The 16,004-nt window shown below is 44.0% G+C and carries 15 protein-coding genes; 9 read left to right on the forward strand and 6 right to left on the reverse strand.

What is annotated here, in order from left to right:
- Positions 1–71: 71 nt before the first annotated feature.
- Positions 72–476 (forward strand): holo-ACP synthase, encoded by a 405-nt coding sequence (gene acpS / locus MKY16_RS03865; protein WP_029515799.1) that lies wholly within the window; start codon positions 72–74, stop codon positions 474–476.
- 4 nt (positions 477–480) lie between these two features.
- The gene (gene mutY, locus MKY16_RS03870; protein ID WP_039270624.1) at positions 481–1,713 is read left to right on the forward strand and encodes an A/G-specific adenine glycosylase; all 1,233 of its coding nucleotides are present in this window, start codon (positions 481–483) and stop codon (positions 1,711–1,713) included.
- A gap of 250 nt (positions 1,714–1,963) precedes the next feature.
- Here mutY and MKY16_RS03875 read toward each other — a convergent pair whose 3' ends face one another.
- Positions 1,964–2,857 carry a TetR/AcrR family transcriptional regulator gene (locus tag MKY16_RS03875; protein WP_029515796.1) on the reverse strand — a complete coding sequence of 298 codons (894 nt, stop codon included), beginning with the start codon at positions 2,855–2,857 and terminating at the stop codon, positions 1,964–1,966.
- Positions 2,858–2,982: 125 nt separating this feature from the next.
- On the opposite strand from MKY16_RS03875, the gene MKY16_RS03880 reads away from it, so the two are divergent.
- Positions 2,983–3,561 (forward strand): hydrolase, encoded by a 579-nt coding sequence (locus MKY16_RS03880; RefSeq protein WP_029515795.1) that lies wholly within the window; start codon positions 2,983–2,985, stop codon positions 3,559–3,561.
- A gap of 684 nt (positions 3,562–4,245) precedes the next feature.
- Here the strand turns inward: MKY16_RS03880 and MKY16_RS03885 are convergent.
- On the reverse strand, positions 4,246–4,887 hold the full coding sequence (locus tag MKY16_RS03885; RefSeq protein WP_445744860.1) for a TetR/AcrR family transcriptional regulator: 642 nt from the start codon (positions 4,885–4,887) through the stop codon (positions 4,246–4,248).
- Positions 4,888–5,126: 239 nt separating this feature from the next.
- Between MKY16_RS03885 and MKY16_RS03890 the strand changes: the two genes are divergently transcribed.
- Positions 5,127–6,014, forward strand: coding sequence for an NmrA family NAD(P)-binding protein (locus tag MKY16_RS03890; RefSeq protein WP_340954178.1), 888 nt, complete (start codon positions 5,127–5,129; stop codon positions 6,012–6,014).
- A gap of 482 nt (positions 6,015–6,496) precedes the next feature.
- Here MKY16_RS03890 and MKY16_RS03895 read toward each other — a convergent pair whose 3' ends face one another.
- Together MKY16_RS03895 and MKY16_RS03900 are read right to left on the reverse strand one after the other, a co-directional pair.
- Positions 6,497–7,426 (reverse strand): AAA family ATPase, encoded by a 930-nt coding sequence (locus MKY16_RS03895; RefSeq protein WP_090738462.1) that lies wholly within the window; start codon positions 7,424–7,426, stop codon positions 6,497–6,499.
- A 348-nt stretch (positions 7,427–7,774) separates the two neighbouring features.
- The gene (locus MKY16_RS03900) at positions 7,775–8,596 is read right to left on the reverse strand and encodes an AraC family transcriptional regulator (protein WP_340954181.1); all 822 of its coding nucleotides are present in this window, start codon (positions 8,594–8,596) and stop codon (positions 7,775–7,777) included.
- Positions 8,597–8,770: 174 nt separating this feature from the next.
- Between MKY16_RS03900 and MKY16_RS03905 the strand changes: the two genes are divergently transcribed.
- Together MKY16_RS03905 and MKY16_RS03910 are read left to right on the forward strand one after the other, a co-directional pair.
- The gene (locus tag MKY16_RS03905; protein ID WP_340954184.1) at positions 8,771–10,963 is read left to right on the forward strand and encodes an alpha-galactosidase; all 2,193 of its coding nucleotides are present in this window, start codon (positions 8,771–8,773) and stop codon (positions 10,961–10,963) included.
- A 24-nt stretch (positions 10,964–10,987) separates the two neighbouring features.
- Positions 10,988–12,421: a PTS transporter subunit EIIC gene (locus tag MKY16_RS03910; RefSeq protein ID WP_307352471.1), complete on the forward strand. Its 1,434-nt coding sequence runs from the start codon at positions 10,988–10,990 to the stop codon at positions 12,419–12,421.
- A 180-nt stretch (positions 12,422–12,601) separates the two neighbouring features.
- On the opposite strand, the gene MKY16_RS03915 is transcribed toward MKY16_RS03910, so the two are convergent.
- Positions 12,602–13,093, reverse strand: a complete 492-nt coding sequence (locus tag MKY16_RS03915; protein WP_029515787.1) for a DinB family protein — start codon at positions 13,091–13,093, stop codon at positions 12,602–12,604.
- Positions 13,094–13,226: 133 nt separating this feature from the next.
- Complete coding sequence (locus MKY16_RS03920; RefSeq protein WP_340954187.1) at positions 13,227–13,841, reverse strand: superoxide dismutase; 615 nt, start codon at positions 13,839–13,841, stop codon at positions 13,227–13,229.
- Positions 13,842–14,362: 521 nt separating this feature from the next.
- Here MKY16_RS03920 and MKY16_RS03925 point away from each other — a divergent pair.
- The 3 genes from MKY16_RS03925 (at position 14,363) to rnhA (ending at position 15,980) form a co-directional block, all read left to right on the forward strand.
- Positions 14,363–14,788: a GNAT family N-acetyltransferase gene (locus MKY16_RS03925; RefSeq protein ID WP_029515785.1), complete on the forward strand. Its 426-nt coding sequence runs from the start codon at positions 14,363–14,365 to the stop codon at positions 14,786–14,788.
- A gap of 131 nt (positions 14,789–14,919) precedes the next feature.
- A complete protein-coding gene (gene lepB / locus MKY16_RS03930) occupies positions 14,920–15,504 on the forward strand; it encodes a signal peptidase I (RefSeq protein WP_029515784.1) in 585 nt (194 codons plus the stop codon).
- Positions 15,505–15,542: 38 nt separating this feature from the next.
- Positions 15,543–15,980, forward strand: coding sequence for a ribonuclease HI (gene rnhA / locus MKY16_RS03935; RefSeq protein WP_023986996.1), 438 nt, complete (start codon positions 15,543–15,545; stop codon positions 15,978–15,980).
- The last annotated feature ends 24 nt before the right edge of the window (positions 15,981–16,004 follow it).

The following is a 16,004-nucleotide window of genomic DNA, read 5'->3' on the forward strand; positions in this document are numbered from 1 at the left end:
TGTGACTCGCCAGGGTGTGGACGCACTGTTACAATAGATCCAGTAAAGTATAAAGGACGGAGAATACCCAAATGATCTACGGAATTGGACATGATGTGCTGGAAATAAGCCGTATGGCTCATATTTTGGCAGGTAAATATGCAGATGCGTTTTTGAATCGAGTGCTGACCCCGGCAGAACGCGAGCTTGCTGTGGAACGCAAGGGTAGACTAACGGAGTTTGTAGCAGGGCGCTTTGCTGCCAAGGAAGCGATAACGAAAGCCTTCGGTTGCGGAATTGGGCAAATCATCGGGTTTGGCGATATGGATATTTTACCGGAACCTGGGGGGAAGCCAGTAGTTTATTTGTCTTCATCCGCGTGGGATCGACTGAGATTGCCGAATACAGGTGACTCAAATTACAGCATTCACTTGAGTATTACACATCAGCCTAACATTGCCTCTGCTTTTGTGATTGTCGAATATAAGGAGACGTGATGTGATGACTACAAATACATTGGAACAAAAGCGTTATTTCAGCTTTGAACTGTTGAATTGGTATACACGTAACAAACGCGATTTGCCGTGGCGACGTCATCGGAATCCTTTTTATATCTGGATCTCGGAAATTATGCTTCAGCAGACGCGTGTCGATACGGTCATTCCGTATTTTAATCGCTTTATTGCACGTTTTCCTACGATTGAAGCGCTGGCGGAAGCACCCGAGGAGGATGTGCTTAAGCTATGGGAAGGACTGGGCTATTATTCGCGGGCCCGGAATTTGCAAACTGCGGCAAAACAAGTAGTTGAGCTTCACGGCGGACAGGTGCCGGATGATACACAAGCTGTTGCTGCACTGAAAGGAGTAGGCCCGTATACGACGGGGGCGATTATGAGTATCGCCTTCAATCGACCAGAGCCTGCTGTGGACGGGAATGTGATGCGTGTGCTGTCGCGTTATTTTCTCATTGAAGAGGATATTATGAAAGGCAGCACGCGGGCACATATGGAAAGTCTGGTACGGGAGCTGATTCCCGAAGGAAGAGCCTCTGATTTTAATCAGGCTCTGATGGAGCTAGGCGCACTGGTCTGTACGCCGAAGTCGCCTCATTGTCTGACCTGCCCGGTCATGGAGCATTGCTCGGGCAGGCTGGCAGGTCGCGAGGAGACACTGCCAGTCAAGACCAAGGCAAAGCCGCCGCGGCTGGAGCCGCGCTCCGTCGCTCTCATCGAGGGCAGCGGAGCGAACACCGGCCGTCTGCTCGTACGGCAGCGCCCGGCCAAGGGCCTGTTGGCCCGCATGTGGGAGCTGCCGCATGAGCTTGCTGTGCCGGAGGGCTACAACGGCCCGGTGCCAGATGAGCCCGCCATGGACCATCTGGCGGCTCATTTGCTGGCAGAGGGCGTGCTTGCGCGCCCGGTGCGGTTTGTACGTGAGGCGGAGCACACGTTCAGCCACATTCACTGGAACCTGCGTGTGTTCCAGTGTGAGGAGGTCGCCGCCCCTGCCGGGGAGGCGGGAGGCCCCCCGCTGGCTGCCGAGCAGCGGGCCAGCTACAGCACCGGAGCGAAGCCGGGTGCGTTGATTGCGCTGGCTGAGCAGGCGGAGCACGCGCATAATGCGCTGCCAGCGGGGTACCGCTGGATCAGCGAAGCCGATATGGCCACCTTGGCGTTTCCCAAGGTGTTCCTCGATCTGATCACCGAGTATTATGCGAAGCAAAAAGAGAACTGATGTTAATGAAATAACTGTTAGCAAAAGACAAAGTATTTAATTTATCCTATAAAATGGAAATGGCGACAACTAAGGACGAGAAAATAAAGTCCTAGACTGTCGCTGTTTCCCTTGAACTAACGTTTCCCGTTAGCGGGATGCTCGCTAACCGTAACAACATTAGACGTACCTTTCTCGCGTATTGTCCTCTCCACCCCTAGAGTCTTCGCTCTTGTCCCCAATGGGGTTAGATTTGATTTCACATAACAAGCTATCTCCCCCTACCTGAATAAATAATATTCCTTAACTGGATGACCTGACTTTTAAGCTCTTTCTCTCTCTCCAAAAAGTAGAGCGAAGCTTGCAGCAACGGGAAGTTCGGTTCCGCTTTACGAGTTTCGTTCTGGATAAAATGGTAAACCTCTTTCAACTCCGAACGATGTTTTGCGCCGGATGGAAGAACATTAAGGGCCGAATCCATCTCCCGGAACAGCTCGGTAAGGAACTGCTCTCTCTCCCCTTGGCGGTCCTCGAGCCCCCAGCTTAAATACCTCTCGAACGAAGCCTGTTTCAGCAGAGGCTTCAGGTTAGAGGCCATCATATGCTTAACGAGCACATTGAGCTTATCCAAAATGAACCTTGCCGTTTCCTCAAGCGATAGAGACTTTTCTTCATAAACGATCCAAAATAAGTACTCCTTCAGAATCGCACGATAGATGGAAACCAAATCCCACAGGAACGGATAAATTTCTTCGCCATAAACCTGTATCAAGCACTCTTTATGCCATCGGATGAGCCGCCCTCTAACCTTGTGTCTAAGCGGCTGGAACTTGGGATCCTGTTGGATGGGGAGCTCCGTGAATTCGACCAGAATATGCTTGTATTCCATAAAATAACGGAATCGCAGAATGATCTGCTGCAGAAACTGCTCTTCTGGCGAGAGTTCGGGAAAGCGTTTCAGTTCATCGACTTGATCAAAATAGGCGTTATGGCATTGATCAAACACCTCGCTGAAGAGGTCTTCCTTGGAAGGGAAATATTTATAGACTGATCCTTTGGCAATACCGCAATCCTCGGCAATATCCTGTATCGTCGTCGAAAGAAACCCATGTTCCTTAAAAAGCTTCATCGCCGATTTTAAAACCTCTTCCCTTGTCACACTCATAAGAAAAATCTCCCCCTTGACTATTCATGAATGATAGTACAAAATACGGAACATGAAGTCAAATGACTATATGTTCGCGTAATTAGACATACGGTCAAATCGAAGAGATGAGGAGAACATACAGAATGGAACGATTATGGGATCCACAAAAAACAGCGTTGGTTGTTATTGACTTGCAAAAGTGGATAGGAAATCAATACGCCCCTTATTCTGCTGAGCAGGTAGTGTCTAACGCCGCAGCCTTGGCAGATACTTTCCGTGAGCAAAGCTCAATGGTTGCACTGGTCCGGGTATCTAGTAAAGATTTGAAGGATATCCCGCGTCCTAAGTTGGATTCGCCTGGACCACCCCTGAATCTGCCTGAAGGATGGGATCAAATCGTCCCGGAAATGCGGGTCACCGAGACAGACCATATCATCACGAAGAAGCAATGGGGGGCTTTTTACGGAACGGAGCTCGACCTTCAGTTGCGCCGCCGAGGAATTGATACCATCGTCTTATGCGGCATCGCTACTGAGTTGGGCGTTGATACGACTGCGCGGGAAGCGTTTATGCATGGGTATCAGCTGATTTTGGCGATTGATGCTATGACTGGATTTTCCGAAACCGGGCATGATTACGTAAAAAATTTCATTTTTCCACGCATCGGGCGTACCCGGACAACACAGGAAATCCTCTCTGCCCTTTCAGGCAACTGTTTATAGTTGAAAAAATGACTTTCCCATTCCCCGTGTATTATTTGACCGAATACACGAAGAACGCCACAGCTTGAAACTCGCTTTGCGTTTGCTGGGAATCTCATCTGGCCATACTTAAAGGACGATTATGTGTTCCCAGGGTGCACATATTGGCTGACGGCATGGGATACGACCTGCTGCACCAAATATACAAAGTAACCGCTGAATGATATAGAGCGAACGGCTCGTCGCAATTGGCACGCGCTTCTTGTATAGCAACCAGCATGAGTTCCGCAGTGCCCAATGGGACGAGTACGCCTAGTGGCGCAGCGCTAATGCTAATAAAATTTGCATAATTGCCAGTGGAATTGGTGGTGCTCTTTTAAACGGTCTTTTCCAATCATGAGCTGCGCTTTTATTGTCTTTCGTAAGGCCATACGATTTATCGAAAGCTTTAAACTATCCTGCCCGTTAGTTAAACAAAGGCAGCCGATCACTATGATCGGCTGCCTTCTTGTCTTTTATGAGCTATCGTTTTCCGTTAGCATAATGACTTACTGTGATACGGTTCATCGTGCTGTTTGTAACGGCAAGTTTAATGGTTATCTACACGGAGGGCCTTCTTAGCGTTATAAGCTACAAACTTTACAACGATTACTCAGATAACGGACGACAGCATCAATAAGAGCAAGTCGGGAGAAACGAACGCGTTCACGAAATGGTTTGTAAAATACGAATGATTTCTTTTTCGATAACGGAATCGTCAACAGTATCCAGATACTCAGGACTAATCACTTGATACTGTTTCATCTTATAAAATTCCATAACGGCTTGTTTCAAGGTGAGATCATACCATTGAATACTAAAGGTCGGTTCCATAATGCGCCGAAGCGTAGCATCGTCTTGAACTAAGGACAGCGCAACGTGCATTCTGTTAAAAATCTTTTTATCCATACCGGATTGAAAAAAAGATTGTAAATTTTTAATTCTATTTTGTTGAGCAACGGAAATATTTTCAAAAAGTCGTGGATAAAACTCCTTAAGGTCTTGCAGGAACAAATCGGATAAATAAATAACACCTATTAACGATTCCAGAAACGTTTTTTGAAATCGATCAATATATGAAACGGAATCATCATATACAACGGTGTCAGCCTGCTGCAAGTACTGAATTCCATACTCTACAACCTGTTCGATGATTTCATCTTTGGATGAAAAATGCTTGTAAAGCGTCACTTTACTAATATCCATATGTTTTGCGATATCGTCAATTTTCAGTTGGCTGAATCTGGTTCTTCTAATTACAGGTTTGATTTTATTAAGATATTGATCTGTGCTCATGGGTTTTCTCACGATTGAAGCCTCCTCTACCGCTCGTCAAATCATATTATATCAAAGTAGAGGCATCAATAAACAATATTTAAAAAGATTATTAAATAAACTAATTTTATTAAATTAGTTTATTTAGTTTATTTAGTTTATTTATCCGATGTATAATCTCTCTTGTAATGAATATCCAATCAAGGAAGGGATAACGGTCCCAATAAGCGATATCCATTTCTCGAAATCACATTAAAAAAGGAGATTACACAATGAAAATCACAGTTCTCGGCTCACTCGGCAATATTAACCGCAACTACCTCCCATCCCTAATCGCAGACGGCCACGATGTTACCGTCATCACAAGCTCCAAAGATCGTATCGCCGACATCAAAGCGCTCGGTGCCGAACCAGCGGTCGGCTCAAACCTCGACGTCGAATTCCTCGCGCAGGCTTTTGCAGGTAGTGACGTCGTCTACCTCATGATTTCAGGTATCAATTATGCCTCTGGCACCGACATGTGGCAGACCGCCATTGATCTTTCTGAAAATTATAAGGCCGCTGTGCTAAAATCAGGTGTAAAAAACGTCGTCAACCTCAGCTCAGTCGGCGCCGACAACCCAAACGCCGGCATTCTCTACAGCTATCATTTTGCAGAAGAAGCGCTAAACTCGCTTGAAGACGTGAACGTTGTCCACATCCGCCCTGTCGGCTTTTACAGCAATCTTTTTGCCGACATGCAAAGCCTAAAAACCCAGCAGACCATCTTCAGCCCAATTTCAGTTGACATCCCACAAGGCTGGGTCAGCCCCGTTGATATCGCGGACGTCGCTTACGCCCTGATTTCTCACACCCCATCGGGTAAAAGTGCGAAGTTCATTGTTAGTGACTGGGCCACAGGTAACGACTGGCTCAATGCCCTTGCTGAGAATGGTATCGAGGCCAAATACCAACAAATCCCCGTTGAAGCTCTTGCTGAGAATATGAAAAAAATCGGCTTCCACGAAAACACTGCCAATGCCTTTGCCCAAATGAACCGCGCCTGCGAGAACGCCGACGAGTTCTACGTCAGCCTCCGTGCCACCGACTACCACCTCGGTAAAGTCAAGGTCGAAGACTTTGCAAAAGTTTTTGCAGATGTGTATATTAAATCTGTTTAAACAGCGAGAATATTGTTTAACCTGCGGATGAGAACGCGCCTAAGTGCGCTATTTCTTTCGATAACTTGAGACCTCGAATAGGGTTTACTATGACTTGGTTTTGACATATAAAGAACAAAGCTCGCTGAAGTGACAGCGAGCTTTGTTTTTTATTGATGAATGCGCACAAAAAAATAACCTTACCTGTGATAAGGTTCATATCGATTGACTTTAAACTAATCTGCTCGTTAGCTTAATGAAATAGCGTCAGTCTAATGTAGTGTAGTGCTTAGGAGAAAGAAAATAAGCCCATCACTTTGATTTGGAGGTTAAATCATTTCCAATTAATAAAGGGATAGGCTCTCTTTGGCATTAAATAAGGCGTGGTAAAAGCCAATTTATTGAGCTATCGTTTCCCCGTTAGCGTAATCAGCGATAAATAAATAAGCTCAAATTTTTTTTAATATACGCGGCGGATATATTTTTGTTCAAATCTTGTTTCTTTACTTATTGTGTAGAAACAGCCCTTTATGCTTATTGAAAAAATCAAAGTACACTTTTGGGTTTTCTAATTCCCACCATTGCTTTATGTCGACTGGATTAGCTTCTAAATCATATATTTTTGTAAACTCCATCGCCAGTAAAAACGGTGAGTGCGTTGCAATGATAAATTGACATCCGCAATAGTGAGCCATTTCCTCTATCATTTTGACAAGTTCAAGCTGCATTTTAGGAGATAGACTGTTCTCCGGTTCATCCAAACAATATAATGTGTCATTTTTAAATTTGGAATTAAAATAACTCAGGGCTGTCTCCCCATTGCTGTTCAGTTTAATTTCGGTGCCGGCGACTCTGCGAATAAACTCCCTGCGTGAAATTGATTTTTTTCTTGAGAGCACCTGTAACCTCAATGCTTCATAATCATCCATGCTATTCATTTTCACTGTATTGCCGAATTTCAGATTTCCCCATTCCGATCTTATATCTTCTGTGCTATCCACGATTTCATCGTTGTTTGTGCGGACTGTAAGCATATAATCAAAAATATCGTCACTTGTGATTATCCTACTTCCATTTGGAATTCGATGTTTAAATCCCTCGTCGTCAAGTCCAAGTTCAAATTTACAATGTTCAACATATGAACTGAACAATTCACTTGAATTGAATGGTGCAATACGATTTAGTTCCAATTTATTCGCTATGAGATTTAGAAGTGTGCTTTTCCCCGAGCCGTTTCCTCCATATAAAATTGTGATTTTTGAAAAGCTCAATTCGGAAAACCGATTTTTTGAGAAAATGCCACATGGGTAAGTTTCGTCGACATATCCAAACCTACCGCCATTGTATGCCATTCTTTGTTCTATCAATGAGGATTCTTCATCTATAGGCAATATGAATTTATCTAAATACATTTTCATTCCTCCGTAATTCATCTAACCTGCTCTTATGTTTTCTCTTCCGTTTCAATTTGAAGTTTTCAACTAGTAAACCTCCCTCAATAATGTGGGAGCTTCCTCTTCTAAAAGCATTGATTGCTCAATCCCCTTCCATTCATAGTCGATGTAGGTATTATAGCAGACGAAATCTACTTATCTTATCTTGGTTGTGCTAATCTGCTCGTTAGCTTAATGAAGCAACGTCAGTCTAATACTTTATTTTTCAGTCTAGAACTTTATTTTCTTTTGACAATAGCGGCAGTATGGACATGAGGTTGATCCATGCTGCCGCTATTTTTCTGTTTTCTGGGAGGAATATGCCTAACTTACTTGCGACCGAAGGTGTTATTTTTGGTGATTTTTTCGGTATTCGGATGGAGTTACCTTGTTGACCGTTTTGAACATTTTGGAGAATAGGAGTACATCTTTATACCCTACAGACCGAGCAATATCTCCGATTTTAAGGGAAGTATTTCTTAATAGGGAGCACGATTTTTCCATCCTCAAATGTAATAAAAATTCCTGCGGTGACTTATTTAGTTGCTGTTTAAATAAACGATGCAAATACGAACGGTCAATTGAAATGTACTTGGCAATATCACTTACGGTAATGAAGTGTGAATAGTTTTGTTGAATGAAGAGAAGCGCTTCTTTAATATACCGCTGCTGTCTTACCTCAGGGTTGACTTCCTGATTAGGGTAAAGATCAAACATCAGATACAGAAATTCATACAGCTTGGATGCAAGCAACAGGTCCTTGTTGGTTTTCAGCGTAGAAGAAACCACGATGCTCTCCATACAGCGGGCAAGGCTGCCCTCCGCTTCAAACCGGAAAATGGGATTGTCCCTATGGATACAGGTCCGGCTTAGATATTCTTTTGCTTGCACCCCATTAAAACCAATCCAGGCATATTCCCATGGGTCGAGCTCATCCGCTTCGTAGTAAATTAAAACCTTCGGTTCAATAAAGAAAGCATCGTTTTTCTCCAAATGATAGATTTTATCGTTGACTTTAAAGATCCCTTTTCCTTTTAAAATAAAATGCACCATATACCCGCTTCGAATGGCTGGACCATAAGAGTGTTTGCTGGTACAGCTCTCTTTGCCACATGTGTATAGATTGAGATCCAGATTGTTATAGGAATGATTGGAAAAATGCGAACTCATTTGGTTTCACCCCTTAATTCATCTCTGCATATTATCACACTGTTTCATATAGAGTCTACATTATTCCATATAATTATTAAAACTATTCAATTATTATTAGAATGTAAACGATAAGCAAACAACATAATTTATAATTTTGGGAAATCGTACTATTAGCGCTATAAGGGGGTTGCTATGGCTATATACATCGATAAAGAGAAGCTTCTATTCCATTTACAAGGTAGCAATACAAGTTATGTCATGCAGGTTATACGAGGTGGTTATTTATCCCATTTGTATTGGGGAAAGAAAATTCAGAACTATCGGGGGAGCAATAGAATCATCTTTATGGATAGAGGATTTTCGCCCAATCCCGATGGCGAGGATCGAGCCTTTTCACTGGATACCATCCCGCAAGAATATCCGTCATTTGGGAATAGCGATTTCAGGATTCCTGCGTATCAGATTCAATTGGAGAATGGTTCTACCGTGACCGATTTCCGGTATAAAGAACATCGGGTTTTCCAAGGCAAACCAAAATTGAAAGGGCTTCCTTCTACGTATGCAGAGGATGATGGCGAAGTAGCAACACTGGAAATCGTCCTTGAAGACCCATTAATTGATGTAAAGGTTGTACTATCCTATAGCCTATATCAAAAGCGGGATGTCATTACCCGTTCAGTCCGTTTCGAGAATGAAGGTCGGCAACAGCTAAAACTGCTTAGAGCGTTAAGTGCTAGTGTGGATTTCCGTGATGATGAATACGAGCTCATTACCTTGTACGGTGCGCATAATAATGAGAAAAATATAGCAAGGCGAAAAATTGTACCCGGAATTCAAATGGTAGACAGCTGCCGTGGAGCTAGCAGCCCTCAACAGGCACCCTTTATGGCACTTGTAAGAAAAGGGACAGATGAAGAACAGGGTGAAGTGTACGCCTTTAATCTGGTGTATAGCGGGAACTTTACGGCCCAGACTCAGGTAGATTCCTATCGGAACACAAGAATCATGATGGGGATTAATCCTTTTGATTTTACATGGCTGCTTGAACCAGAGGAATCGTTCCAAACGCCAGAAGTGGTCATGGTATACACCGAAAATGGCTTGGGCGGTATGTCGAGAATTTATCATGATTTATACAGGAACAGATTATGCCGTGGGCCTTTTCGTGACAAGGAGCGGCCGATCCTGATTAATAACTGGGAAGCTACCTACTTTAACTTTGATGCCAACAAGATTGAGCAGTTGGCGAAGGAAGCTCAAAGTGTGGGAGTGGAGCTGTTTGTATTGGATGATGGGTGGTTTGGAAAACGAGATGATGACAATACTTCATTAGGCGATTGGGTGGTGGATCGTCGCAAACTTCCAGATGGATTGCCGGATCTTGCAAACCGCATTCGAAATCTGGGTATGGAGTTTGGTTTGTGGTTTGAACCTGAAATGGTATCCATAGACAGCGACTTATACAGAAAGCATCCCGATTGGTGTATCCATGTCCCTGATCGTCCGTATACGTTGGGAAGAAATCAGCTTATGTTGGATTTATCGAGGAAGGAAGTGTGTGAGTACGTTATTAAATCGGTTTCGGATATTTTATCGGATGTTCCAATTACTTATGTAAAATGGGACATGAATCGTCACATGACGGATGTGGGTTCGGCAGCCTTGCCACCTGAGAGACAAAGGGAGACTGCGCATCGTTATATCCTAGGACTCTATAATATTATGGAAGAGCTTACATCAAAGTTCCCCAACGTCTTATTCGAGAGCTGTTCTAGCGGAGGAGGCCGTTTTGATGCCGGCATGCTCTATTACATGCCTCAGACCTGGACGAGCGATAATACGGATGCCATTTGCCGACTGAAAATTCAATGGGGAACAAGTCTTGTCTACCCGCCAATTACCATGGGGGCACACGTTTCCACAGTACCCAACCATCAAGTGGGTAGAATAACTCCCTTGGAGACAAGAGGTTATGTCGCCATGGCCGGGAATTTAGGATATGAGCTGGATTTGACGACATTAACCATTGAAGAAAAAGAAGTGGTGAAAAAACAGATAGCTCTATATAAAGAAATGAGATCGCTCATTCAGTTTGGAAATTTTTACAGAATGATTAATCCGTTTGATGAAAATGAAGCCGCATGGAGCTTTGTGTCAGAGGATCAAACGGAAATGGCGGCCAGCTATTTCAAGGTTTTATCCCAACCCGCTGCCGCGATTAAAACGTTAAAATTCAAAGGTTTGAATCCAGACTACGTTTATAGAAATGTAGAAACCGGTGAGCTGTTCGGCGGTGATGAATTAATGCATGTTGGCATAACGCTTGCCAGGGTGAAGCAGGACTTTTTAGGCATGTTCTGGAGATTTGTTAAAGAAGAGATCTGATTCAGCTAGAGGAGGGTTTACTAGATGGAAGCAAAAGAAAAGCGGTATAAGCACATTTCTCAAGAAATTTTAAAATATATCGGTGGTGAAGAGAACATTATCGGTGTGGCCCATTGTGCCACAAGATTAAGAATTGTACTTGAGGACAATGAAAAAGCGGAATTAAAGAAGATTGAAGATATTGATCTGGTTAAAGGTGTTTTCATAGCGGGGGATCAACTGCAGATCATTTTTGGAGCAGGGTTGGTCAATAATATCTATGCCGTGTTCTCCAAACTGACCGGAACAGAAGATATGTCATTAAGTGATGTCAAATCAAAGTCCGCACAAAAGCAAAATCCTTTTCAAAAAGCCATTAAATCGCTGTCAGATGTCTTCATTGAGATCATGCCGGGAATTCTCGCCGCCGCATTGTTAATGGGGATAACCGGGCTGTTAGGTCAGAAGGGGTTATTTGGTCCTAAATCGATTGTGGAGATGTATCCAATTTTTCAAGGGATTAATCGCTTTGTTCAAATCGTTTCCACGGGTATTTTCACCATCCTGCCGCTGCTTGTTGTTTATTCTGCAACCAAGAGATATGGTGGTCGTCCTATTCTGGGGCTTGTGCTGGGTGCGATTATGCTTCATCCGGCCCTGGCGGATGCCTTTGAGGTAGCTAAAGGGAGTCAAAATCCGGAATCGATCAGTCTTTTCGGCCTTCCCGTACAGTTGGTTGGATTTCAGGGTGGTATTATTATTGCTCTAATGATGGGATACGTGGTAGCCAAATTGGATCAATTTTTTAACAAAAAGGTTCCAGACATGATTAAATTGTTTTTGGCTCCTTTGCTGACGGTCTTTGTTTCTTCCCTGCTTTTGTTTACGATTATCGGTCCTCTTGGGCGCGAGCTAGCCAGTCTGGTTACGGTTTCGTTGCTTTGGATGACGCAAAACCTGGGAATATTCGGCTTTATGTTTTTTGCAGGCATTCAGCAAATTATCGTTATTACGGGGTTGCATCATGTTATGGGTGCGGTAGAAGCGCAGCTGTTAACCGATACAGGCAGAAATTTTATCAACCCATTGGCATCAGTAGCTTTGATGGCTCAAGGGGGCGCCGTTTTGGGGTATATTCTTTTGAATCGCAAAGACACTAAAGTTAAAGAAATGGGTTACTCTGCATTCGGGTCTGTACTTTTTGGAATCTCGGAACCAGCGATCTTCGGGGTCACTTTAAAGTATAAGTTCCCCTTAGTTGCTGGATGCCTCGGAGGAATGGTTGCGGGAGCATATGTATATTTAAGTAAACTGACAGCCATAGGATTCGGAACCACGGCTCTTCCGGGCTTTGCAATTGCAGCGTCAGATAATCACGGTCATATCAATTATCTTGTCGCTCATCTTATTGCCCTGTTATGTGGAGCATTATTTACCTTGGCTTATGGTGCTATCAAGAGCAAGAGGTCACGAGCCTGAACCAAAAGAACATTAGCAGGTTGAAAAAATTAAGCTTTTATGAAAACGGTTAAAGGAAGAGAATATTTGTGGAATGGACAAGAGAGCATAGATGAAAAATTAAAAGGGCCATCCTCCGCCGTTATAAACGACCGAGGATGGCCCTAAGTTTACATAGGTATGCATGTACATTCGTTAAAGCTAATCGATGCCACCATCGCTTTCAATCAGCCCTTTGCCGATTACATTGGCCGAAACCGGAGGCTTGCCGAGCTCCCGAGACCATATGGACAATTGCCCAATATGGTGGATTTGGTGGGCAATGACATGGCGCATCACCTCGCCCCAGGCATCCATTACAATTCTGCCGTCCGGGAGGTGATCTTCAAACCTTTTCCGTTCCAGACCATCATGCCAGGCGAGCACGAACGGCTCGACATTGAGTCGAAACTTCGCATCCAGCTCACGGACCTTGTCGAGCGTATCATACAGAGAGAAGTCCTCCTGAAAGTCGGGTTTGCCCTGAATCGTTTGAATCCAGCTCCACTCCACATCAACGATATGAAAGAGTGTCTTTAGAATGCCGCCGACTCCGCCGACGCGTTGTTTCAGTAATTCCTCCTGCGACACCTCTTCACACCAGCGGTACCATTGTTCCCGAATCATCCAGTTGTAACGAAAAAAAGTCTGCATCCATCAACCTCCAGAGCCATATTTGAGAATCATCTCCACCAGTTTACCATGGAATGCCAAAAGGGCTGTCTCATTCGTAGAAAATCTACTTTTGAGACAGCCCTTATTATAGGATAAGAATGTTGCTACTGGCTTATTTCTTTGCAGCCGCGTAACGTTTGTTGACTTCATCCCAGTTGATTACATTGTAGAAAGCTGAAATGTAGTCTGGGCGTTTGTTTTGATATTTCAGGTAGTAAGCATGCTCCCAAACGTCCAGTCCAAGTACCGGAGTCAGACCTTCAAACAGCGGGCTATCTTGGTTTGGAGTGCTAGTGATCGCCAGTTTGCCGTCTTTGCCGACAACCAACCAAGCCCAGCCGCTACCAAAACGAGTTGTAGCTGCTTTAGTGAAGTCTTCTTTAAATTTGTCATAGCCGCCCAGTTCATTGTTGACTGCTTCAGCAATTGCACCTGTTGGCTGTCCGCCACCGTTAGGACCGATAACTTCCCAGAACAGGCTGTGGTTGTGATGTCCACCACCGTTATTGCGAACCGCAGTGCGGATGCTTTCTGGAACGCTGTCCAGATTAGAGATCAGATCCTCCAGGCTTTTGCTTTGCAGTTCGGGAGCGCTCTCCAGAGCTGCGTTCAAGTTTGTAACATATGTGTTATGGTGACGATCATGGTGAATTTCCATTGTCTGTGCATCAATGTGCGGTTCCAATGCGTCTTTTGCGTAAGGAAGTTCTGGTAATTGAAATGCCATAGTAAAATCCCTCCTGGTTATATGGTTGGGTAAGTGTTCCTATGTAATAATACCCTCGACAGTTATATTAAACCGCATTCAGCCTATTTAATCAACATTTTTGTTTGTAAAATAGCAAACTGGGCAATACGGCCTGGTAGATAGCATGTCCAAAAACCCGCTTGGAATACACAATACATAGGTAATAAGAGGTAAATTGTGAACATTAAAATGTAAACGCTTTATATACAGCGCTTACATGAGAAAAAGGGATGTATTCCGTCAAAAAGTATGGTTTAATGGTCAAGGAAGCAGAAATTTCGGCTTTTTTGTCGTCTGCTATAATCTGTCATGTCTATGACATGACGAACTTGAGGGCATACACCCTTTTCCTGTTCTTCATTTCATATATAGCAGATCGTATGCATTTTTATCATAATGCCTTGTGATTAACACCATGATAAGAAATTTAAGGATTTATGTAAAAATGACGGTGCTGTCTCAATTTTTTTATTATGCTTACGAAAAGGGAGATATTACTTATGCACGTTCGTTCCTTTCAATTAAGTGATGTGAACTCAGTAACGGAACTCATGCAAATTGCCTTGTCAGAGGAGTGCTACAAAGAGACGGTGAAAGCATTTGCCCGTCAGCTTTCGTGGGATTCCGGTTTGATTATCGTTGCAGAAGAAGAGGGAGAGATCGTGGGTGCTTTGATCGGCACGATCGATCAGAATGATGGTTGTTACTATCGTATCGCTATTCACCCGGATCGTCGTCGGATGGGAATCGGCAAATCGCTTGTGGAGTCCATGGAGCAGCGTTTTCAGCAACGTAAGGTTAGCCGTATTTGGGTAGCAGGGGACAAGCATAACAGTGTGGCCATGCCTTTGTACGAAGCGATGGGCTATGGAGCAAGCCAGATTTTACAGGCTTTTCAGAAGCTGAGTATTTTGGCGCCTCATTAATTGGGAATCGAAATAAAGAGAATTGAATAACATTAAGTATAATATTTACATTTAGAGCATATCTGAGTAACCGTTGCAATCGGGTACGGGATATGCTTTTCTATTTATAACAGGGTTGAGGAGGTTTAATTATGGACGCTTTGGCTCCTTCGTCAGGCCCGCCTCCCTCGCCGGAAACGTCCAAACAAGCAGGTCGCTCTGGTTACATACGCGATTGGTTAGTCACTCTTCTGATCGCTATGGTCGTCTTGCTGCTTCTGAACCTGTTTGTATTTAACTTGTCCACGGTTAGAGGACATTCGATGCAGCCGACGCTAATGGAAAGCCAGCATTTGTTCGTTAACAAGCTGGTTTATAATTTTCATGATCCGGGCAGGGGGGACATTGTGATTTTAAAAGATCCCGATTCCAAGCTGTCGAGCCCAAGATTTTTAGTGAAAAGAGTCATAGGTATTCCCGGAGATGTAATCCGAGTTGAACATAATCATTTGTATGTGAACGGTGAACTGCTAAATGAACCTTACACCAACTCTGACGTGGAGGATGGTGATTATGGTCCTTTTACGGTGGAGCCGGGGCACTTTTTTGTCATGGGAGATAATCGCCATACTGCAGCAAGCAAGGATAGCCGCTATTTTGGCAGCATTAAATCTCAAGATTTACTGGGACGTGCAGAATTTATATTTTGGCCGATATCTGAGTGGAAGTGGCTATAGAGCAACTAAAGTCTGAAATTAAGGAAAGGAAGAGGATGATGAAAGAAGTGATGGTATATACCGACGGCGCTTGTTCGGGAAATCCGGGTCCTGGGGGCTGGGGGATCGTTCTGCTGTATGGGGAGCATCGTAAGGAGCTGTCAGGTGCCGAGAAAATGACGACAAACAACCGTATGGAGATTAAGTCCGTGATTGAAGCACTGAAGCTGCTCAAGGAGCCTTGCCATGTGAAAGTACACAGTGACTCTGCCTATGTCGTCAATTGCTTCAAACAGGGCTGGATTAAGAACTGGCTTCGTAATGGCTGGCGCAACAGTAAAAATCAGCCAGTGGAGAATAAGGAATTATGGGAAGAGCTGTGGGAACTGATGGGTAAGCATGAGGTTGAATATGTGAAGGTTAAGGGGCACAGTGACAACGAACTGAATAATCGTTGTGATTTTCTAGCGACCAGTGCTGTTAAAAATTTACGGTAGCATCTGCTGCTATTTTCTGTTGAA

This window comes from Paenibacillus sp. FSL L8-0641 (genome assembly GCF_038006265.1).
In the GTDB taxonomy this organism is placed as follows: domain Bacteria; phylum Bacillota; class Bacilli; order Paenibacillales; family Paenibacillaceae; genus Paenibacillus; species Paenibacillus polymyxa_D.

Coding starts and splice junctions, on each gene's coding strand:
- acpS (WP_029515799.1), top strand. CDS start 72: ATGATCTACGGAATTGGACATGATGTGCTGGAAATAAGCCGTATGGCT.
- mutY (WP_039270624.1), top strand. CDS start 481: ATGACTACAAATACATTGGAACAAAAGCGTTATTTCAGCTTTGAACTG.
- MKY16_RS03875 (WP_029515796.1), bottom strand. CDS start 2,857: ATGAGTGTGACAAGGGAAGAGGTTTTAAAATCGGCGATGAAGCTTTTT.
- MKY16_RS03880 (WP_029515795.1), top strand. CDS start 2,983: ATGGAACGATTATGGGATCCACAAAAAACAGCGTTGGTTGTTATTGAC.
- MKY16_RS03890 (WP_340954178.1), top strand. CDS start 5,127: ATGAAAATCACAGTTCTCGGCTCACTCGGCAATATTAACCGCAACTAC.
- MKY16_RS03895 (WP_090738462.1), bottom strand. CDS start 7,426: ATGAATTACGGAGGAATGAAAATGTATTTAGATAAATTCATATTGCCT.
- MKY16_RS03900 (WP_340954181.1), bottom strand. CDS start 8,596: ATGAGTTCGCATTTTTCCAATCATTCCTATAACAATCTGGATCTCAAT.
- MKY16_RS03905 (WP_340954184.1), top strand. CDS start 8,771: ATGGCTATATACATCGATAAAGAGAAGCTTCTATTCCATTTACAAGGT.
- MKY16_RS03910 (WP_307352471.1), top strand. CDS start 10,988: ATGGAAGCAAAAGAAAAGCGGTATAAGCACATTTCTCAAGAAATTTTA.
- MKY16_RS03915 (WP_029515787.1), bottom strand. CDS start 13,093: ATGCAGACTTTTTTTCGTTACAACTGGATGATTCGGGAACAATGGTAC.
- MKY16_RS03920 (WP_340954187.1), bottom strand. CDS start 13,841: ATGGCATTTCAATTACCAGAACTTCCTTACGCAAAAGACGCATTGGAA.
- MKY16_RS03925 (WP_029515785.1), top strand. CDS start 14,363: ATGCACGTTCGTTCCTTTCAATTAAGTGATGTGAACTCAGTAACGGAA.
- lepB (WP_029515784.1), top strand. CDS start 14,920: ATGGACGCTTTGGCTCCTTCGTCAGGCCCGCCTCCCTCGCCGGAAACG.
- rnhA (WP_023986996.1), top strand. CDS start 15,543: ATGAAAGAAGTGATGGTATATACCGACGGCGCTTGTTCGGGAAATCCG.